At 55.1% G+C, this 19,488-nt stretch carries 18 protein-coding genes; 12 read left to right on the plus strand and 6 right to left on the minus strand.

What is annotated here, in order from left to right; all coding sequences use genetic code 11:
• Positions 1–12 precede the first annotated feature (12 nt).
• From AAC060_RS13160 to AAC060_RS13180, 5 genes are all read left to right on the plus strand, one after another.
• Complete coding sequence (locus AAC060_RS13160; RefSeq protein WP_339826956.1) at positions 13–2,037, plus strand: NADPH-dependent 2,4-dienoyl-CoA reductase; 2,025 nt, start codon at positions 13–15, stop codon at positions 2,035–2,037.
• A 188-nt stretch (positions 2,038–2,225) separates the two neighbouring features.
• Positions 2,226–3,176: an XdhC family protein gene (locus tag AAC060_RS13165; RefSeq protein WP_339826958.1), complete on the plus strand. Its 951-nt coding sequence runs from the start codon at positions 2,226–2,228 to the stop codon at positions 3,174–3,176.
• 80 nt (positions 3,177–3,256) lie between these two features.
• Positions 3,257–6,466: an amidohydrolase family protein gene (locus AAC060_RS13170; RefSeq protein WP_339826960.1), complete on the plus strand. Its 3,210-nt coding sequence runs from the start codon at positions 3,257–3,259 to the stop codon at positions 6,464–6,466.
• Positions 6,467–6,719: 253 nt separating this feature from the next.
• Positions 6,720–7,952 carry a hypothetical protein gene (locus tag AAC060_RS13175; protein ID WP_339826962.1) on the plus strand — a complete coding sequence of 411 codons (1,233 nt, stop codon included), beginning with the start codon at positions 6,720–6,722 and terminating at the stop codon, positions 7,950–7,952.
• A gap of 680 nt (positions 7,953–8,632) precedes the next feature.
• Complete coding sequence (locus AAC060_RS13180) at positions 8,633–8,899, plus strand: hypothetical protein (RefSeq protein WP_339826964.1); 267 nt, start codon at positions 8,633–8,635, stop codon at positions 8,897–8,899.
• Positions 8,900–8,965: 66 nt separating this feature from the next.
• Here the strand turns inward: AAC060_RS13180 and AAC060_RS13185 are convergent, their stop codons facing one another.
• The 3 genes from AAC060_RS13185 to recF form a co-directional block, all read right to left on the minus strand.
• Positions 8,966–9,556 carry a molybdenum cofactor guanylyltransferase gene (locus AAC060_RS13185; protein ID WP_339826966.1) on the minus strand — a complete coding sequence of 197 codons (591 nt, stop codon included), beginning with the start codon at positions 9,554–9,556 and terminating at the stop codon, positions 8,966–8,968.
• Between the two features lie 40 nt (positions 9,557–9,596).
• Entirely contained in the window at positions 9,597–10,277 is a 681-nt protein-coding gene (locus AAC060_RS13190) for a CHAP domain-containing protein (RefSeq protein ID WP_339826968.1), read from the minus strand.
• A gap of 86 nt (positions 10,278–10,363) precedes the next feature.
• Positions 10,364–11,437: a DNA replication/repair protein RecF gene (gene recF, locus AAC060_RS13195; RefSeq protein ID WP_339826970.1), complete on the minus strand. Its 1,074-nt coding sequence runs from the start codon at positions 11,435–11,437 to the stop codon at positions 10,364–10,366.
• Between the two features lie 610 nt (positions 11,438–12,047).
• Here recF and AAC060_RS13200 point away from each other — a divergent pair.
• From AAC060_RS13200 to AAC060_RS13220, 5 genes are all read left to right on the plus strand, one after another.
• Positions 12,048–12,227, plus strand: coding sequence for a PspC domain-containing protein (locus tag AAC060_RS13200; protein ID WP_089132939.1), 180 nt, complete (start codon positions 12,048–12,050; stop codon positions 12,225–12,227).
• A gap of 123 nt (positions 12,228–12,350) precedes the next feature.
• The gene (locus AAC060_RS13205; protein WP_339826972.1) at positions 12,351–13,310 is read left to right on the plus strand and encodes a cation diffusion facilitator family transporter; all 960 of its coding nucleotides are present in this window, start codon (positions 12,351–12,353) and stop codon (positions 13,308–13,310) included.
• 202 nt (positions 13,311–13,512) lie between these two features.
• Entirely contained in the window at positions 13,513–13,839 is a 327-nt protein-coding gene (locus AAC060_RS13210; protein ID WP_339826974.1) for a PilZ domain-containing protein, read from the plus strand.
• Positions 13,840–14,095: 256 nt separating this feature from the next.
• Positions 14,096–14,734, plus strand: coding sequence for a lysophospholipid acyltransferase family protein (locus tag AAC060_RS13215; RefSeq protein WP_339826976.1), 639 nt, complete (start codon positions 14,096–14,098; stop codon positions 14,732–14,734).
• Entirely contained in the window at positions 14,731–15,531 is an 801-nt protein-coding gene (locus AAC060_RS13220) for a DUF1295 domain-containing protein (protein WP_339826978.1), read from the plus strand. Before AAC060_RS13215 ends, AAC060_RS13220 begins: the two co-directional genes overlap by 4 nt.
• A gap of 3 nt (positions 15,532–15,534) precedes the next feature.
• On the opposite strand, the gene AAC060_RS13225 is transcribed toward AAC060_RS13220, so the two are convergent.
• The 3 genes from AAC060_RS13225 to AAC060_RS13235 all read right to left on the minus strand — a co-directional run bounded on the left by AAC060_RS13225 (position 15,535) and on the right by AAC060_RS13235 (position 17,610).
• A complete protein-coding gene (locus tag AAC060_RS13225; RefSeq protein WP_339826980.1) occupies positions 15,535–16,194 on the minus strand; it encodes a DsbA family oxidoreductase in 660 nt (219 codons plus the stop codon).
• A 20-nt stretch (positions 16,195–16,214) separates the two neighbouring features.
• The gene (gene clpS, locus AAC060_RS13230; RefSeq protein WP_339827152.1) at positions 16,215–16,553 is read right to left on the minus strand and encodes an ATP-dependent Clp protease adapter ClpS; all 339 of its coding nucleotides are present in this window, start codon (positions 16,551–16,553) and stop codon (positions 16,215–16,217) included.
• Between the two features lie 220 nt (positions 16,554–16,773).
• Complete coding sequence (locus AAC060_RS13235) at positions 16,774–17,610, minus strand: phasin family protein (protein ID WP_339826982.1); 837 nt, start codon at positions 17,608–17,610, stop codon at positions 16,774–16,776.
• Positions 17,611–17,867: 257 nt separating this feature from the next.
• Between AAC060_RS13235 and AAC060_RS13240 the strand changes: the two genes are divergently transcribed.
• Both AAC060_RS13240 and AAC060_RS13245 read left to right on the plus strand, forming a co-directional pair.
• Positions 17,868–18,917 (plus strand): type III polyketide synthase, encoded by a 1,050-nt coding sequence (locus tag AAC060_RS13240; RefSeq protein ID WP_339826984.1) that lies wholly within the window; start codon positions 17,868–17,870, stop codon positions 18,915–18,917.
• Positions 18,914–19,444: an isoprenylcysteine carboxylmethyltransferase family protein gene (locus tag AAC060_RS13245; protein ID WP_339826986.1), complete on the plus strand. Its 531-nt coding sequence runs from the start codon at positions 18,914–18,916 to the stop codon at positions 19,442–19,444. The genes AAC060_RS13240 and AAC060_RS13245 overlap by 4 nt, the downstream gene beginning before the upstream one ends.
• Positions 19,445–19,488: the final 44 nt, after the last annotated feature.

Here is a 19,488-nt window from a genome sequence, read left to right on the forward strand (position 1 = left end):
TAGGAGAGGGGTATGAACTATCCAAAGCTGTTAAAGCCGCTCGATCTGGGCTTCACCACCATTAAGAACCGCGCGATAATGGGTTCGATGCATACCGGTCTCGAGGAAATCGAGGGTGGTTTTGAACGGATGGCCGCTTATTTCGCGGAACGGGCTGCCAACGATATCGGTATGATCATTACCGGCGGGATTGCGCCCAATCGGGAATCGTCACACGGCGGTGCCACGATGTCCAGTGACGAGGAAGCGGGGAAGCACCGGTTGGTGACCGACGCTGTCCACCAAGCCAGTCCGGATGTTAAAATCTGTATGCAGATACTGCACTCCGGCCCGCTCGCGCATAATCCGGATTGCGTGGCACCTTCGGCGGTGAAATCGCGGATTGGCCGATATGTCCCGAATGAACTGGACAAGGCAGGAATCGAAAAGCAGATAGAAGATCATGTGCAATGCGCGGTGATGGCAAAAAAGGCAGGCTATGACGGGGTCGAAATCATCGGCTCAGCCGGCTATCTCATTTCCACCTTTCTGGTCGAGAAAACCAATTTGCGGGAAGATGAATATGGCGGAAGCTATGAAAACCGCATAAGATTTGCCGTCGAAATTGTAGAGCGGACCCGCGCGGCGGTCGGCGAGGATTTCATATTGATCTTCCGCATCGCGGCGATGGACATGCTGGAAGGCGGAATGAGCTGGGACGAGGTCGTCACTCTCGGCAAAGCATTGGAAAAGGCCGGTGTAAACATCGTCTCCACCCACTTCACCTGGCACGAAAGCGCCGTCCCGACGATTGCCACCATGGTTCCGCGCGCCGCATTCACTTCGGTTACCGGGCGGTTGCGCAAGCAACTCAATGTTCCGGTGATTACCTCCAACCGGATCAATATGCCGGATGTCGCAGAAGAAGTATTGGCACGCGGGGATGCCGATCTAGTGTCCATGGCCCGCCCGATGCTCGCCGACAGCGCCTTCATGCGCAAGGCGATTGAAGGGCGCGAGGATGAAATCAACACATGTATTGCCTGCAACCAGGCTTGTCTTGACCATACTTTCTCCGGGAAGCTGACGTCCTGTCTGGTCAATCCCAGAGCCTGTCACGAGACGATGCTCAACTATTTGCCTGCGTCAACACCGAAACGCATCGCTGTTATCGGCGCCGGACCTGCGGGTCTCGCATACGCGACAGTCGCTGCCGAACGCGGTCATAACGTTGTGTTGTTCGAAGCGTCTTCTGAAGTCGGCGGCCAGTTCAATCTGGCGAAAAAGATTCCGGGCAAAGAAGAATTTTATGAAACCCTGCGCTATTTTGCCCGGATGCTCGAGGTGCTGGGAGTCGATTTGCGGCTCAACACCTATGCCAGCCCGGCGCAGCTGCAGGCGGAAGCCTTTGATGATATTATCATCGCAACCGGCATCATACCCAGAACGCCGGAAATCGAGGGTATCGATCACGCCAAGGTGGTAAGCTATATCGATGTTATCACCGGAAAGAAGCCGGTTGGTGACAAGGTAGCCGTAATCGGCGCTGGCGGGATCGGTTTTGATATCTGTGCATTGATCAGCCACTCGGGGCCTTCGGCTGCAGTCGACCGCGATATCTTTGCCAAGGAATGGGGCGTCGATTTTGACAACCATCCCCGTGGCGGGGTGACTGGCGTTGAACCGGTCGTGGCCCGTTCCGCCCGCGAGATTACAATGATCCAGCGCAAGGATAGCAGAGTCGGCTCCGGACTCGGCAAGACGACGGGCTGGACCCATCGCCTGTCGCTGGCACGGCGTGGCATCAACATGATAAACGGCGCGCGCTACGACAGGGTCGATGATGCGGGTCTGCATATCACGGTGGACAACAATCCCATTCTTCTGGATGTGGATACTGTCATTCTCTGCGCCGGCCAGCTTCCGAAACGGGATCTATATGACGGTCTCGCCGCGCTTAATCTGACCGCCGATCTGATCGGTGGCGCGTTTGAAGCCCGCGAACTGGACGCCAAGGCGGCGATCAAACAGGCATCGGAAATGGCTGCTGTGATTTGACGCAGGGGCCGCTCGTCAATTGGTGAGAATATGTATCCGGGAGGCTATGGGAAGCTATGGTCGATCGCGTCGTTGCTTTGGCCAGCTGAAAAATATGCCTCTGTTCCCAAGGCGATTGCCCCGTTTGCCTGTTTAATGCATGGATAGGTCCGTTATCTGCATTGGGGTGACTGGCGGGACCATTATCTTTGAACAATATTCTACCGATCTTCCGTTTCCTGAAATCAGCCGCGGAAACCGGGCTGAAAACGGCTCTAGTTACGCTGACTGCTGTCACCGGCGCGTCGACGCGAAATCCCGGCGCGCATATGGCGGTTGCAGAAGACGGGTCATTCTCGGGCTCTTTCTCCGGAGGTTGCGTCGAGGCGGCGGTGGTTTCCGAAGCGCTCGATGTGATCAACAGCGGGAAGCCCCGGGAAATCAGACTTGGCGCAGGCTCTCCCTATCTCGATATCCGGTTGCCATGCGGCGGTGGTATCGACCTGCTTTTTACTCCGATTTTGAGTGACGCGGTTATCAGCGATATTTTTGACCGGATTGAAAGTCGCGAGCCGTTTACGATCATTCTCGATAGCGAAAGTACAGATATTCGCTGCATGGCGCAGATAGCAAACAAGGTTGCGGTGGAGCGCGCTGGTACGGAATTCCTGGTCCATCATCTTCCTGCCGCGAGGGTCGTCATATTGGGACACGGGCCATCGGTAGAAAGTCTCGTGCGGCTATCGGTCAGCTATGGCATAGATTGCGATGTCTTGTCGCCGGATCCGGGTGTGATCGATAACGTTCGCAATTTTGCCAGCACCGCCGAGCTGCTGAAGACGCCGGATGCGACGCCGCTGCTCGATCCTGATCCCTGGACCGCGTGTATATTCTATTTTCACGATCACGACTGGGAAGCGCGATTAATGAAACAGGCTTTATCCTCTCCCGCTTTTTATATCGGGGCGATGGGCAGCCATAAAACCCATGCGGTGCGACAAAAACATCTCGAGGACATTGGCGTTACAGGACAGGAATTTGCACGGATGGTCGCGCCGATCGGCCTAATCCCCTCATCTCGCGATCCCGCAACGTTGGCATTGTCTACTTTGGCCCAGGTGGTGGAATGCTATCACGGCCATTTTGGTCATCGCGCATAATCTTGTGCGATTGTTTCTTGTTCTTTCCGGCAGAAAATCGGAATAAGCTTTGGATACAATAATATGGTTCGGGGATTGTTATGAAATATCGTCTGGTTTCGGTCATCGCGGCGTTGCTTTTTTCGGGGGCGGCGCAAGCCCAAGAGGGCGCGGGAGAACCGGCAAAGGATAAATGGGACGTCAATGCCCCCAAAGGAGCAACGATCAAACAGGTCCCGATAAATGTAGATGAAGGCAGCTGGATTGATGTCGACGTCAGCCCGGACGGAAAAAGCATAGCTTTTGCTCTGCTCGGTGACATCTACACGATGCCGATTGCTGGCGGCAATCCTGTGCGAGTTGCGGAAGGTCTTGCCTGGGAAGTGCAGCCACGATTTTCGCCTGATGGAAAAAGAATTGCCTTCACCTCCGACCGTGGCGGCGGCGACAATATCTGGATCATGAACCGTGACGGAAGCGATAAAAGCCAGATCACGAAGGAAGAATTCCGCCTGCTCAACCAGCCTAGCTGGAGCCCCGATGGTCGCTATGTGGTAGCGAAAAAACATTTCACTACATCGCGCTCGCTCGGTACCGGCGCAATCTGGATATATCATGTTTCTGGCGGTGGCGGAGTCGAACTTGTCGAGAAACCTGGCGAGAAACATCAGAAGGAACTGGGTGAGCCGATATATGCGGCCGATGGCAAATCGATCTATTATACCAAGAATGTCACACCGGGCGGCACATTCATCTATGCGCAGGACAGCAATAGTGACCTGTTCAATATCGAAAAATATGACCTCGAAACCGGCGAAATAACCACTGCCGTTTCCGGCCTCGGCGGATCGGTTCGCCCGAACCCGTCGCCGGATGGCAAGAAGATTGCCTTTGTCCGCAGGGAGACGACCAAGTCCAAACTCTATGTGAAGGATCTGGAATCGGGGAATGAACGCAAAGTCTATGATGATCTCGATCAGGACGTTCAGGAAACCTGGGCGGTTACGGGGGTCTATCCGAACATGGACTGGACGCCCGACAGCAAGGAAATCGTCTTCTGGGCCCGCGGGAAGATCCGCCGGGTAGCCGCTGACGGCAGTGCGTCGTCCGTCATTCCGTTTCAGGTCAGTGACACCCGTGGCGTTGCCAACGCGCCGCATCCCAAAATTGCTGTTGCGCCGGACAGCTTTGCCGCCAAAATGCCGCGTTTCGCTGCAGTATCGCCCGATGGCCGGCAGGTCGTTTTTGAAAGCCTCGGCAAGCTTTATGTCAAGCCGATGGGTGGCGGTTCTGCCAAGCGGCTTACCAATGCCGGTGCCGAGCTGGAGCTGTTCCCGTCATGGTCGCGCGACGGTCGTTCGATCGTATTTGTTGGCTGGACCGATGCGCAGCTGGGGCAGATCAAGACGGTTGGTGCCGGTGGCGGATCTGCGCGTACGATCACCAATCGTCCCGGTCATTATACCCGGCCGCAATTTTCTCCCGATGGTAAAACCATCGCATTTGAAATGCAGGGCGGCGGTTATCTGACTTCGCCCAAATGGTCGGTAGAAGACGGAGTGTACCAGGTCTCTGCGTCAGGCGGAGCGCCGGTGCGGGTATTGAAGGGCGCAGCCCGCCCGCAATATGGTCAAGCAAGCGACCGTCTGTTCATGGTCGACAGAGACGGGGACAAGCGTGTCCTGATCAGCACCAACCTCAATGGCGAAGCGAAACGCACACACGCGTCTGGCGAGATGACCAACGATTATATCGTATCGCCCGACGGACAATATGTTGCCTTCCGCCAGAGCTATGAAGCCTATGTCATGCCGCTGATGCCTGGAACGCAGGCGGTTGACGTTAGCCCGACGAGCAAGTCGCTTCCGGTGACCCGTGTTAGTAGCAGCGGTGCCGACTATATCCATTGGTCCAACGGTGGCCGGCAGCTTCACTGGAGTGTCGGGCCGACGGTCTATTCGGAGCAAACCGACAGGCTGTTCTCCAACAAGCCAAAATCGAAGGACGCGCCAAAATATCAGGCGCAGACAAGCGGCGTGTCGCTCGAACGGCAAATCGCGGCAGAGAAGCCATCGCAGACCGTTGCCCTTGCCGGTGCACGGCTCGTCACGATGGTGGAGAGCAACGGCGGCATTATCGATGACGGTGTGGTCGTCATACGCGGCAACCGGATCGTTGCTGTCGGCCCGCGCGCAGAGGTAAGCATTCCGGCCGGCGCCATACTGGTCGACGTCACAGGCAAGACGATCATTCCCGGCCTGATTGACGCGCATGCGCACGGCCCGCAAGGCAGCGACGAGATCGTACCGCAGCAAAACTGGTCGTTGTTGCAGAATCTTGCCCTCGGCACGACCACTCTCCATGATCCATCTAGCCGTGCCAGCGAAATATTTGTGGCCAGCGAGATGCAGCGTGCAGGCATGATCCTGGGGCCCCGGATATTCTCGACCGGCGAGATCGTCTATGGCGCGAAGGCCGCCAACGTTTATGCAGAGATCAACAATCTCGATGATGCGCTGGCCCATGTCCGCAGGCTGAAGGCGCAGGGCGGCAGCAGCGTTAAAAACTACAACCAGCCCCGCCGCGAACAACGGCAGCAGGTGGTCGAGGCAGCACGGCAGGAAAATATGCTGGTGGTTGCCGAGGGCGGTTCGCTGTTCGGCATGGACATGACGCTTGTAGCCGACGGCAATTCGACTCTGGAACATAATATCCCGCTGGAGATATTCTACGACGATGTCGTGCAGATGTTTTCGCAGTCGCAGACCAATTATACTCCGACATTGGTGGTCAGCTATGGCGGTCTCGCCGGTGATCCCTATTGGCGGCAAGCGACGAATGTCTGGGAAAACCCGCTGTTGGTCCACACGCCACCGAAAATCCTCGCTGCTGATACGGTTCGCCGCACAAAAGCGCCGGAAAGCAACTTTGTCGATGATGACAATGCCCGCGAAGCGAAGAAGCTTGCGGATGCAGGGGTAAAAGTCTCGATCGGCGCGCATGGCCAACAGACCGGAATTGGCAGCCACTGGGAGCTCTGGTCTTTTGTCCGGGGTGGGATGAACCCGGTTGAGGCGCTTGCTGCGGGGACCATTGAATCCGCAAAGTCCCTCGGCATGGACGCCGATATCGGTTCGCTGGAAGTTGGCAAGCTGGCGGATATGCTGGTGCTCGATGCCGATCCTACGGCCGACATCCGCAACAGCGACAAGATCAACCGCGTGATGCTCAACGGTCGCATGTACGATCCGTTGACGATGAACGAGGTTGAGACAGGATCTAGAAAACGCGCTCCGCATTGGTGGGAGTGAATATGGCAAGGGTGCGGCGATTGCCGCACCCGTCGAGCGGCCTTCACTATCGACCGTGTAATAATCCACTCGTCAACTAAATCGACACTAATTGGATGAACCCCAGTTTAACGAGCGGGCCATTTCGCTGAATGCTATGTGAATAGAGCATTCATAAACTCCGTTCATCTCCGTTTTTACTCATATCGGCCCTGACAGGGGACCCTAAAGGCGCGGGCATTCGTTGATTGCTCGACACATTAGGAGAAATGAGATGACCAATAATATAAATGCACCCGTCGATAGCGGCTTTGCGGTTAAATCCGCTGGCCACCTGTCCATGATAAGCATGTTGGCGATTTCGGTCGGCTTGGCTGCCGCACCTGCCCATGCACAGAGCGTGGCAACACCGGATATGACGGCACCCGCGCCGGCCCCAACTGTCGCCACCCCGCAGCCTGCGCCTGCACCATCAGCAACGATGGCCCCGACCGTGGCACTGCCCCCGGCTGGCGGTTCTCCTGCGGCCAAGGTGGATGCGACTCCACCCGTGAATGCAGACCGGGCCGATGATCTTGCCCAAAAGGGGGGATTCGATGCGAAGACGGTGGCGCCCGAAGCGCTTGCGCAGATCCAGAGCGAGCAGCAGGCTCGCAAGGCTGCAGCAGCAGATGCGACAGCAGCGATTGCCAAGCCCGCGGTCAAGGCGTCGGCCAGCCCAACCAATCGCCCGGCAAATAGCGCTGCCACCAGCACCGCAGCGGCCCCTCCGGAACCAGCTACTGATCCGGTTGCCGGGTTTTCACCCGATCTGGCGATTGGCGCGGGTGCTCCGGTTGCGGCGATCCCGAATGTAGGAACTGCACCGCCGGAAGTCGCTGCATCACCCGACACGACCGCCGGTGCCGGTGAGAGCAATGCCGACTGGGGCTTGCTCGCCGCACTGGCTGCCTTGCTTGGTGTTGGTGGAGCCGGTGCTTATGCCGTTGGCCGCCGCCGTAAGAGCAAGGGGCAGGCAGCTGTCGAAATTAACGAAGTCGAAGTTCATGGCAGGGATCCCTTTCCTGCCGAGATGAACGAGGCGATCATGCCAGAGTTGCGCAGAGACCCGATCATGCCAAAGGTGGATAGTGAGCAGGTCACAGCGCAGACCGTCGAGAGCAACGTTAGTACTAAGGTCGCGTTCGCGAATTTTGTCGCGAACCTGCCGGAACTTGACGTGCCGCTTGGCAGAGACGGTAGCCCCATTGGCGAGCGGAGAGTTGCCGCAGCGCCTAGGCCTTATCTGGGCGAAGCAGACCTGTCCCGGCCGGAAGGATATTTTACGACAAATGTCGACGCTATGCCGACCCCGCAAAACCCGTTTTTAACTCGCGAGAAGCGCCAAAGGCGGGCACGTCTGCTTGATCGGAAGCTGACCGAAATGAAAGCCTCCGTAGGCGAGGCGCGCAGAAAGATGGATCGCGAAATGGAAGCCCCGCGTCCGTTGGAGCCGGCCTTTAGCTGAGCCTGTTGCATATAGTCGATATAAGAGGGTGCTCCGATGTTTCGGGGCATCCTTTTTATAGGCTGGCGAGTGACGGCGATCTTTCTGCCGCGCTGTCGCTCTGGATGTAGCGATTCCGATCGTAAATATGTCCGATCAACCCTTCGAAATGCCCTTTCCTACACCCATCCCAATCGCTTATCTTTGTCACCGGCCCCAAGAAAGTTAGGGGGCAGGCTCTTTGATAATCTGGATAGGCACAATATCATTTTGCTCGCGTGCACATTACTGGCGCGCCAATTTCCCGGGGCATTTGGAAGTTTACACTGTCCGTCGTACTCGCGACCCACAAATGCAGGAAACATGCGGACTTGGGGCAAAGGTTACGGAAAATATAAATGGGCTACCGTGTAAAGTTTCAGGCACCGTGCCGGACTATGATTCATCGGCTTTGAATGATGGCAGGAAGAGTCGGAAAGACGAAAGCCTGTTGATCATGGATCGATGGAATTTTGTCGGGCTAGTAAATTAGCTAAGGGATCGCCGGGTAACGGCCGGAAGACAATGTGTCCTCCTCCCTTTTTTCAGCGCTTTTATGGTCAATTGCAAAAAATGAATTCGCAAGTGCAACATTTCATATTGCAACTTATCTTGGGCGGGGCATAGTTTGATCATCATTCTCAAAAACATTGGAATAAACCATGCGTAAAATTTCTTCCCTGATCCTTGCAGCAACCGCGCTGTCCTTCACCGTTCCTGCTGCATCCGCTGCCGAAGCGGAACGCAACGACCGGCTTTATGACGCCACTGGGTCGAGCGTCGCCAAAGTGAACCGCGTTACCGATGCCGGTGATCTTCTGGTAATCTACAAAGGTAAAGTGCGGCGGATCGAAGCTTCGACGCTTTCGAACAACGAAGGCAAGCTGATGACCAGCCTGACCAAAACGGAAATCCGTCGTCTCGACTAATTGGCAATCGCTAACGGTCACGCTGAACAAGCCTGAGTGCCGAATTAAAGACAGCCGGTGCTTCCCTCAAGCGCCGGCTGTTTTGTCATGTTCCGCCGCCGCCAGATCCTCCGGGCGGTTGATATTCATGAACAGCGTCTCGTCGGACCAGGTCACAGATTGCGCTGCTGATTGCCGGGCCAGCCACTGTAAGGACGGTGCCCGCTCGCCGAGATCATGGGTGGCGCTGATGCGGTTGATGATATCGCAGCGCCAATAGGCAAAGGTCGGATGAATGCGTTGTCCATCCTGAGCCACCGCGCAGACTCCGCTGGCCGAGAGGCGTTCGACCAGATCGGCCGGTGCACGAGGCGCATCCACCGGAACGGTCGCAAACCCGGAAAGGCCGGGCTGTACCTCCGGCAACCTCTCCGCCAGCGAAAAAATGCCGCCGACCGGTCCGCCGGGGAAGTCCGGGTTGTCGCTGACCAGGGGAAGACCGGTGCCGTAATCTTGTGAAGCGGACAGAAAGAGATGATCGGCCTTGCCGGCAAATCTGTCGATTAGAATATCGACCATCCGTCGTCCGCGGAGTGTGATGACCGCCTTGTCGGTGCCCATCCGGGTCGACTGTCCGCCGGCGAGAATCACCAGACAGGTAGAGGGATCTGTGGTCATGCGAGAGGTTCCGGTCGAAGCATCATGCTTCAATCTGGCCTCAGCTTCCGACTCTGTCCAGCAATTCTCCGATCAAGTCGACCTGGCCGACATTATCGGGGCGTTCCGCTTCCGCGGACTGGGAAAGTTCTGCCTTCAGGCGACGGTCAAAAAGTGTTCGATTCGGCGCCTGGCTCCGGGGTGCCGGTTTAGCGGAGGCCCATTGCCGGCCATTTTGCTTGGCCGGATTCTTGGGATAAATGAACCCGTTGACCGGAAAGGCGGTAGTGCCAAGCTTGTCTATGGGGGCATACCAGATCCGGACCAGGCTCCAGTCATTGTTCGCCGACACGTCTCTAGCGGCGACACGACGTTCGATTTGCCCGCGCCGTCCGTCGATCGGGGACCAGTTGGCATGGCTGATCAATATATTGCGGCTATCGACAATTTTGTGAACCACCGCGACATGACCCAGCTGCATTGAGCCATAACCGGGCAGCGATAGCACCGCACCTTCGATCGGTTGTGAGCCCCGTTGATAAACGCCCGCCGCTTGGTCCCACCAACTGTGCGCGTCGCCGTAAATCTGGATACCGCTCAGTTCTCTGGCGAAAGGGACGCACTGCAGATAGTCGTTGGCCTTGACCGGGGTAGGCACTAAAATTGCCTGCAATACCAAAAGGATCGGAATGATCGCATTTCGAAGCAGAGTGGCAGAATTTGTCAGGGGCGTTGCGTTCATCCGGAGCAGCATAACCGCCGGTCGCAAAATCTACGCTAAAGAATATGGTTAATTATCGGTAAACGATGATGTAGCTGGTCAGCCATTTATCGCTCTTTAATGGCTCCGTTTGACACTTCAAAATGCGATGCACTGTCCGGAATGTCTTTGAACAACGCCGGTTCTGTACCGGTAAGCCAGACCTGCCCGCCTCTTTCCGCCAGTTTGTCAAATAGGGCTGCCCGGCGCTGTGGATCGAGATGGGCCGCCACTTCATCAAGCAGCAGGATGGGTCGGCTCTGACGTCGATCGGCAATCAAATCCGCGTGCGCCAGGATGATGGAGAACAGCAACGCTTTCTGTTCGCCGGTTGAGCATTTTTCGGCTGGCTGCTGCTTCGCTGCATGAAATACGGTGAGGTCGGCGCGATGTGGCCCGCGTAACGTCCGGCCCGCCGCCCGATCCGCAGATCGGTTCTGTTGCAGCATTTGATGGAGCTGCTGCTCCGTGTGCAGCTTATCATCTGCAATTTGCAAAATGGGTGTGGCAAATATCTGGCTGTCTGATTGTTCCAGCTTCTCATTGAGTGCCGACACCATTCGGTCGCGCGCTTCTGCGACGGCCGAACCGAATTGCGCGAGTTGCACGTCCAATCCTTCCAGCCAGTCCTTGTCTGCCCGATATCCATCCGCAAGCAGCCGGTTCCGTTCGCGCCGGGCAGCTTCGTAGCGGGCGCAATTCCGTGCGTGGGCGGGCTCTAGCGCCATGACCAGTCGATCAAGAAAATTTCGCCGTCCTGCGGCTCCTTCCGTGAACAGGCGATCCATTGCAGGGGTCAACCACAATATGGAAAGCCATTCTGCCAGATCATTGGTCGGGGCAGCGGCTTCATTAATCCGTGTTTTTCGACGTTCCGGCGCGTCTGAATCCGTGCCAGTCCCGATCTGGATGTCGCCCAATTGCGCAGCAACAGCGAAATTACCCGTTCCCGTCTGACAGGCCATGTCTCGAAGCGCGGCTCGTCTGAGTCCGCGGCCGGGTGCAAGCAAGGACAGGGCTTCCAGGATATTGGTTTTTCCGGCACCATTTTCGCCGCTGAAAACCATGAAGCCCGGTTTTGCCACCAGACGCAATTCCGGATAGTTGCGGAAGTTGTGCAAGGTAAGCTGGGACAGGTTCATGGCAGAGCATTGCACTAGCTTTCGTCGCATTTAAAGAGAAGTAAATTCGGAAGCCCCCAAGCTCCATTCATTTCTCATTCACGAAAACCAAAAAATGGGAAATATCACCAACTATAGGTTTTCTTTGTACCGGTGTCGGGTTGTCGGATTGATCAAATCATTGATATATATGGACATATATAATTTGGCACGGGCTGTGCAAAGTATTGGATATCTTCGCAATCACGCGAAACGCAGTTTCAAATCGAAAGGTATCACAATGTTCTCGAATATCTCCAACAGTCTGACCGCAGCCGTAGCCGCCTTGTTTTCAGCCGCTCTATTTGTTGGCGCAAGTGTTGGCCCGGCCGTCGGTCACGCAGCTTCAATCATTGTTTAACCCAGCTCAAGAAAAGAGAAGATAAATCATGTCCTATAATATTCAAAATTCGTTTCTCGCCGCTTTCGGTGCGATCGCAATGGCAAGCCTGTTCATCGGTGCCAGCGTAATGCCCGCCTTCCAGAACGCATCAGCATTGCTCGTATGATGGCGGGCAACAACAAAAGCAGCGAAACCCGCCCGAGCAATTGGCCGGAACCCATCTCATCAAACAAGGGAAGTAATCGTCCTATGAAAAACAAACTGAAACTCGACAAAGCGAACGGCAAGCTCATGGGCGTCTGTTCAGGTCTCGCAAACTGGAGCGGTATGGATGCAAATCTGTTGCGGATAATATTCGTTCTCGCAACGATCTTTGGCTTTGGTTCTGCAATCATCATCTATCTGGCGATTGGATTGATTGTCGATTGATCCCGGCATCAACTCATCACTAGATGATATAACATACGGAAAATATGGAAGGAAAATATAGACCGCTTGGACTAATCCGTGTAATTGCAGCTTAAAGTTTGCATTGTCATCGTCGGAGCGTGAATGTCCGCAGGTCATCAACATAGCCACGGGCATTCTTCCCATAGCCATCATGATCGTCATGGTCCGCATGGCCATATGCCGAAAAATTTCAGTCGCGCTTTCGCCTTGGGCATCGCGCTCAATGTAATTTACATCATCGTTGAAGTGACTTTTGGCTTGCTGGCTGGATCAATGGCGCTGCTAGCCGATGCGGGTCATAATCTATCGGATGTTCTGGGATTGGCCGTTGCGTGGGCAGGCGCAGAACTTGCGAAACGCCCACCAAGCAAACAATTTACTTACGGTCTGGGAGGATCGTCCATCCTGGCTGCTTTGCTGAATGGACTGTTTCTGCTCGTAGCCTGTGGCGCCATCGCCTGGGAAGCGATCGAGCGTTTCAGTGCTCCTAGTGCGGTCGCTTCGACCACCGTCATCATTGTCGCTTCACTTGGCATCATAATCAATTTCGGGACCGCGATGCTTTTCATTCGCGGGCAGAAGGATGACATCAATATTCGTGGAGCTTTTCTGCATATGATGGCTGATGCCGGCGTTTCTGCGGGCGTCGTGGTTGGTGGCATTGTCATCTATTTTACCGGAATAAACTGGATCGATCCTTTGCTCAGCTTGCTGATCGTCGGTCTGATATTCTGGAGTACATGGGGATTGCTGTCCGAAGCCGTTCGGATGTCGCTAGCGGGTGTGCCTCGAGATATTGATGTCGAAGAAGTGTTCGGATATCTTGCGTCGTTGCAAGGGGTCGAGGCGGTTCATGATCTCCATATATGGCCGATGAGCACGAGCGAGACCGCGATGACCGCCCATTTGGTTTTACCGCATGGCCACCCCGGAAAAGGTTTCCTGGCCGAGGTGCAACGGCAAATGAAAGCGCGATTCTCTATCCATCACATCACGATCCAGATTGAGCTCGAGGACGAAGAAGCAGATTTGTGCCAGGTCGATTGTGGTGACCGGGACTAAGAGAGCTCATATCATTCGGTAAATTTCCGTCATTTGCTAAAAAAACCGCGCTGGTTGTTAACGATTGAATAAACATCTCTTGTTAATCTTTGCTTGCAGGCATTCGGTTGCTGGTCATGGAAGTGACGATACCGGAATATACCATCGGGGGTCTGCATTTTATTCGGAAATTGGGGGGCAATATGAACGGTAAGGCGGTCCAATGAACAATATATCCAATCGGCGCGATCCCCGCGCCTCACTACGAACCGATGTCGAAATATCCGCTTCCGTCCGCGAGCCAGGACTGGGCAGCGTTGATGCGATGATTCTGGATCTGTCCATCACCGGCTTCCGGATGCGCTGTCTGACACGCTTGACCGGTGAAAAGGTGATTTTTCTGAAACTGCCGTCATTCGCTGCGCTGGAGAGCAAGGTGTGTTGGCGCGATGGCGACTATTTCGGTTGTGAATTCGCACAATCACTCCATCCGGCCGTCTATAACCATATCATCGCAAAATATCCTTCTTTACAAATAGCCGCCGAATAGGCCGCTTGGTCTTATTCGCCGGTACATGAGGCGCTAAGGCATGCGCGCAGTCGTAAACCCGTTCACCCCGTTCAAGAAGCTGATGTAAAGTAGGGGCTGCAACGGCTCTTCGCGAGGCAGCAAAACCGCTTTATAGAAGGATTGCGTTATAGCGTCCGGATTAATGCGCTGCGGATATCTGTCGTTGCGCAGTTTGAAAATAGATTTATGGTTGCTCCAATCATTGCGGCGTCTGATCCCGCGAGAGGGAGGATGCGTGCACGACGAGATTGAACCGAGCTGGTTGTCGGAAATTGTCCGCCGCTTTTCCGTATTCATGTTTACGATCAACGGCTGGACTGCGGTTCAGGAAAACCCTCCACCCAGAAAAGCCGTTATCATTGCGGCTCCCCACACCAGTAACTGGGATTTCCTTTATTATTTCGGGTTGCTCAACAAGCTCAAGATTTCCTCCTATTGGATAGGCAAAGATACTTTATTCAAATGGCCCTGGGGCGACATGATGCGGCGCTTGGGCGGCGTTCCGGTAGACCGGTTCAAATCCCACAATATGGTTGATGCGATGGTCCGGGAATTCGAGCGGCGGGATGATTTCCTGTTGACGATTCCGCCCGAAGGCACGCGCGGTGCCGGCAAGCAATGGCGGACCGGTTTCTATTATATTGCGCTGCAGGCGAAAGTCCCGTTGATCATCGGTCTGATGGACTATCAGAAGAAGACAGGAGGTTTGGGCCCATCGTTCATGCCCTCGGGGGATTATAAAGCCGACATGAAGATACTCAGCGATTTTTATCACAGCGTGACCCCGAAATATCCGGAGAAAGCAATGCGTGATATTGTCTCGACCGATCCGGGAAGTGCGAGCGGCAAGCCAAAGGCAGGAGAGCCAAAGTGAATATACTGATAGCCTTGGGCCTGAATTTTGTTCTGCTGGTCGCTATCATGCTGTGCTTGTGGCTGATATCCATTCGCATCCGGGACGTGTCATTCATTGATGCTTTCTGGGCTTATGGCATGGCGATCATGGCGAGTGCATCTTTCCTGCAAACGGAAAATCCGGGGGCGTTAGCCTATATAATCTGGGCGCTGACGGCATTGTGGGGGATCCGGCTGGGAACCCACTTGTTCTTGCGCTGGCGCAAGGAAGGGGTCGACCCGCGGTACAAAAAAATAATGGGCCGGGCGATGGAAAAGCAGGGAATGAGTTTCGCGAAAGCGGCGCTGTTGAAAGCATGGGTGACGCAAATCCCCCTGCTTTTTATCGTCTGTCTGCCCGCCCAACTTGGTATTTTGCTAGCTGGCGCTGATTCAGTTGGTCCTGTCGCCATTATCGGCGTTGTCATCGCGGTGGTTGGTATCGCCTTTGAAACGATCGGCGACATGCAACTCAAAGCGTTCCGATCGAACCCTGCCAGCAAAGGCAAAGTGCTTGATAGCGGGCTTTGGAAATATACCCGTCACCCCAATTATTTCGGCGATTTTTGTGCCTGGTGGGGGATTTGGCTGGTGGCTTCGCAAACCGGCTGGCCAGTCTGGGTCGCCATTGTCGGCCCGCTGTTCCTGAGCTTCACTCTGATGAAGTGGAGCGGAGCACCTTTGCTGGAAAAAAGCCTTAAAAAGAACCGTCCTGACTATGTCGACTATATCGAACAGACGTCCGGCTTCTTTCCGATGCCGCCCAGGAAAAAGTGAGGCTCAGGCAGCTTCTTTGAGCAACTTGTTCTCGATAATATTGGCAAAGACATCTGCTTCCTGAGCACCCGGTACCATGAATTTCTTGTTGAAGATGAAGGCCGGTACGCCGGTAATGAACCTGTCTTGCCACTCGGCTTCCGTCGCCCTCACTTCTTCCGCAAACAGGTTGGTGCTTAGCAGATCACGGGCGCGCTTCTCGTCCAGACCGACTGACGCTGCGACAGAAATCAAGGTTTCATGATCGTTTACATTTTTGCCGTCGGTAAAATGCGCTTTGAACAAAGCCAGTTTCAAGGCCGTTTGCTTTCCGGTTTCGCCAGCCCAGTGGAGCAGACGATGCGCATCAAATGTGTTCACCATCCGCATATTGTCACCATAGCTGAATTCGAAATCCAGTTCGCTCCCTGCATTGCGCAGACGCTCTCTATTGGCTTTGCTTTGTTCGGGCGTGGCACCATATTTTTGGGCCATATGCTCGCTGATGTCCTGGCCTTCCGGCGGCATGGAAGGGTTTAGCTCAAAGGCGTGCCAAGCCAGTTCAAAACGGGCTTTGCCTTCGAATCGCTGCATGGCTTTTTCAAGCTTCTTATATCCGATGATACACCATGGGCAGACTACATCGGAGACGATGTCCACAGTGATGACAGGTATATCGGACATGGGAATTTCCTTGATTATTATCAGGCTTTCTCGAGCGTGCACTGCAGTGGATGCTCGTTTTTACGGGCAAAATCCATCACTTGCGTGACTTTGGTTTCTGCGACTTCATAGCTGAACGTGCCGCATACCCCGACGCCTTTCTGGTGAACATGGAGCATGACGCGCGTTGCTTCGTCGATGTCCATGTTGAAGAACCGCTTCAACACGAGGACAACAAATTCCATTGGCGTATAATCGTCGTTGAGGATCAGGACCTTATAGGGGCTGGGCTTCTTGGTCTTGGCCCGGGTCTTGGTTGCGATGCCGAGATTTGTGTTATCACCATCGTCGCCTGATCCTTTGTCCGGATCGTCGCTCATGACCGGCTGGTCGCTGGCGCGGCTTGGCCGGTCAGGTTTTTGTTCGGGTGAAAGAATCTGCTGGTTCATCATTAGTCTCAAGATATGGTATTTTTACCCCCGAGGGCAAGTGGGGGATTGATAGTTTCCACAGCTTTTGCCGTTGCGGATGTTTACAAAGGGCAAATAAAAAGGACCGCTCCAACGGAACGGTCCTTTTTTAATCTCTAGAAAAAGCGGTTTATGCAGCTGCTTTCAGTTCCTTGCGGATTTCGCTGACGCGATCAGCAATCGGTTGATAAGCTTTGCCAGCGAGCTTGACGACGGCGTCGGCGTTGTTCGAAGTCTGGTCCATCACCCGGTCCAGGCCGCTGCGGACATAGTCAGCTTGCTTTGCAAACATGTCTTTTGGCGTCGCTACGCTAAACAAACCTTGCAGGGCACGGCTGGCTTCAACAAAATTCTCGCGGGTATATTTCACGTTTGTCTTGCCGAGTTCCTGAGCGCCCTTTGCAGCAATCTTGCCACTTTCAAGCAGGGTTTCAACATTTTCGCGGTTGAATTCAACAGCATTTTTCGAAAGCGCAACGGCACGGTCGGCAGCTGCTTTAGCGCGTGTCTGCGCGTCGGCAGTCAGCTTTTCGAAGCGGGAGCCGAGCTTGTCAGCAGTTTTCTTGGCAGTGTTGGCAGCTTTGGTGTTGGCCGCTTTGGTGTTCTTCACAACGCGCTTGGTTGTGGTGGTTTTGGTTGTAGCCATCTTCTTGGTTCCTTTGGTCGTTTTTTTCAATGTGGTTTTGGCAACGGGCTTTGCAGCGGCTTTACGCTTTGGAGCAGCCTTCTTTGTTACCGGCTTGGTTGCTGCGGTTGTTTTGGCAGCAGGCTGTGCCGCTGTTGCCGGTTTAGCAGCTGTAGCCACCGGCTTCGGGGTTTCGGTCTTCTCGGCAATCGCAGCTTCTGAAGCTGGTTTGTCGGACATACTGGTCGCGGAGGCTGCTGCAGCATAAGCCGCGTCAGCAGAGAGCGAGCCGGTTACTTTCGCCGCCGGAGCAGGGGATGTTTCGTTTTTCGTGTCAGCCATCGGTTATCTCACTTCTATGTTGCAGTGCACAAATAAGGGATGGGATCGCCGATGTCAAGAAAAATGGTGCAGTGCACAATAAACGGTAAATCCAGATAGAGGTCACTGTAATACAGCTATTTTTTTGCGTGTAATATTTTCCTGCCTCGGCATTTCACGGGCATCGGACATACATGCTATGGTGCAATGCACCAGATTTCAGTGTTTCGAGGCGGTATCTGCTGTAACAGGGGCAATATGATCACTGAAAGTTCTCTATGTCTGCATTGAAATCCATCGCCACTGCCGTTCCCGATCACCGGATTACCCAGGCCGAGGTGCTGGCCGTGCTGGCCAAGGCGCGAGGAGCGGCGCTACCCGCACGGCTGGAGCAGATTTTGGGCAATAGCGGGATCGAGCAACGCTATCTTGCTTGCGAGGCCGATCATTATCTGGAGCCGCGCAGCTGGACAGGGCGAGCGGCTATTTACGGGCAGGTTGGCACGCGGCTAGCGCACAAGGCGGCCGGGGAAGCGCTGGACAATGCTGCGTTGCGGCCCTCCGATATCGACGCCATCATCATGATTTCCACTACGGGGATGATGACGCCTTCAATACCCAGCCGGATGATCGAGGCGATGGGTTTCGATCCGTCGACCCAGACGATTCCGGTTTTCGGCTATGGCTGCGCCGGCAGCGTGCTCGGGTTGCGGCTGGCCAATGACCTTGCTGCGGCGGGCGGCGGGCAGAATGTCTTGATGATCTCGCTGGAACTGTGCAGCCTGTCTTATGACTATAGTCAGTTCGACAAGAAGAATATGATTGCAACGGCCCTGTTCGCCGACGGCTGTGCTGCTGCGGTGATCAGTGGCAAGGCAGGACCGGCCGGCGCGCCCCGCTTCGGTGCCTTTGACCAGAAGACCTGGCCCGACACCCGCGACATGATGGGCTGGGATATCGGAACCACCGGCTTCGATCTGGTGCTGGCCCGCGATATCCCCAGCTTCGTGACAAAGGATTTTGCGCCTTTCTGCGACGGGTTTCTGGAAACACAGGGGCTCGAAAAATCCGATCTTGCCGAACCCGCCTGCCATCCCGGCGGCGGCAGGGTGGTTGAAGCGCTGGAAGCCTATTTCGCGCCCGAAATTGTAGGCATCCCCGCAACCCGGGAGGTCCTCCGCCAGCATGGCAATATGTCCTCGCCTACTGTCCTGTTCGTGCTCGAAAAGCTACTGGCGGAGAAGCCGGACAAGCCGATATTGCTCACTGCGCTGGGTCCGGGTTTCACCGCGGCGGTCGGCATCCTTGATCCGCAAGGCGTAACATGACCGACCAACTGGGAGCGATTTTTACGACCAGTCCGACACCGGTGACTTGGATGCTGGTCTACATCGTCGTCCAGCGGTTGGGCGAGCTGGTCCACGCCAATCGCAATACCAAGCGTCTGCTCGGCGAAGGCGGACAGGAACATGGCGCGGACCATTATCATTATTTCATCTTTCTCCACAGCGCCTGGATCGCGGTCATCGCGCTGCTCGTCGACCCGCAGCATGTCATCCATCCCGCGATGCTGGTGCTGTTCGTCGTCACACAGGTCCTGCGCGTGTGGACGCTGGCGAGCATTGGCCGCTGGTGGACGACAAGGATCATCTCGGCGCCGCATTTCGATCGCGTGAAGCGCGGGCCGTATAAATATATCAGCCATCCCAATTATCTGGTCGTGGTCCTCGAGATCGCGATTGTCCCGTTAATGCTCGGCCTGCCTTGGGTGGCCCTGGTCTTTTCCATCCTCAATGCCGTACTGCTGCGCCACCGGATCGGTGTCGAGAACCAGGTGCTCGGTGAGCGCGGCTAGCCCAGATTGCGCTTGCCGTTTTACCACCTGGAATTCTACAATCT

The sequence above is a fragment of the uncultured Parasphingorhabdus sp. genome (assembly GCF_963975555.1).
Taxonomy (GTDB): Bacteria; Pseudomonadota; Alphaproteobacteria; order Sphingomonadales; family Sphingomonadaceae; genus Parasphingorhabdus.

Bases quoted from the DNA above. Each gene is read 5' to 3' on its own strand.
- AAC060_RS13225 (WP_339826980.1), bottom strand. From the start codon at position 16,194: ATGTCCGATATACCTGTCATCACTGTGGACATCGTCTCCGATGTAGTC.
- AAC060_RS13245 (WP_339826986.1), top strand. From the start codon at position 18,914: ATGACCGACCAACTGGGAGCGATTTTTACGACCAGTCCGACACCGGTG.
- AAC060_RS13205 (WP_339826972.1), top strand. From the start codon at position 12,351: ATGTCCGCAGGTCATCAACATAGCCACGGGCATTCTTCCCATAGCCAT.
- AAC060_RS13180 (WP_339826964.1), top strand. From the start codon at position 8,633: ATGCGTAAAATTTCTTCCCTGATCCTTGCAGCAACCGCGCTGTCCTTC.
- recF (WP_339826970.1), bottom strand. From the start codon at position 11,437: ATGAACCTGTCCCAGCTTACCTTGCACAACTTCCGCAACTATCCGGAA.
- AAC060_RS13175 (WP_339826962.1), top strand. From the start codon at position 6,720: ATGACCAATAATATAAATGCACCCGTCGATAGCGGCTTTGCGGTTAAA.
- AAC060_RS13170 (WP_339826960.1), top strand. From the start codon at position 3,257: ATGAAATATCGTCTGGTTTCGGTCATCGCGGCGTTGCTTTTTTCGGGG.
- clpS (WP_339827152.1), bottom strand. From the start codon at position 16,553: ATGAGCGACGATCCGGACAAAGGATCAGGCGACGATGGTGATAACACA.
- AAC060_RS13240 (WP_339826984.1), top strand. From the start codon at position 17,868: ATGTCTGCATTGAAATCCATCGCCACTGCCGTTCCCGATCACCGGATT.
- AAC060_RS13235 (WP_339826982.1), bottom strand. From the start codon at position 17,610: ATGGCTGACACGAAAAACGAAACATCCCCTGCTCCGGCGGCGAAAGTA.
- AAC060_RS13210 (WP_339826974.1), top strand. From the start codon at position 13,513: ATGAACAATATATCCAATCGGCGCGATCCCCGCGCCTCACTACGAACC.
- AAC060_RS13160 (WP_339826956.1), top strand. From the start codon at position 13: ATGAACTATCCAAAGCTGTTAAAGCCGCTCGATCTGGGCTTCACCACC.
- AAC060_RS13200 (WP_089132939.1), top strand. From the start codon at position 12,048: ATGAAAAACAAACTGAAACTCGACAAAGCGAACGGCAAGCTCATGGGC.
- AAC060_RS13190 (WP_339826968.1), bottom strand. From the start codon at position 10,277: ATGAACGCAACGCCCCTGACAAATTCTGCCACTCTGCTTCGAAATGCG.
- AAC060_RS13185 (WP_339826966.1), bottom strand. From the start codon at position 9,556: ATGACCACAGATCCCTCTACCTGTCTGGTGATTCTCGCCGGCGGACAG.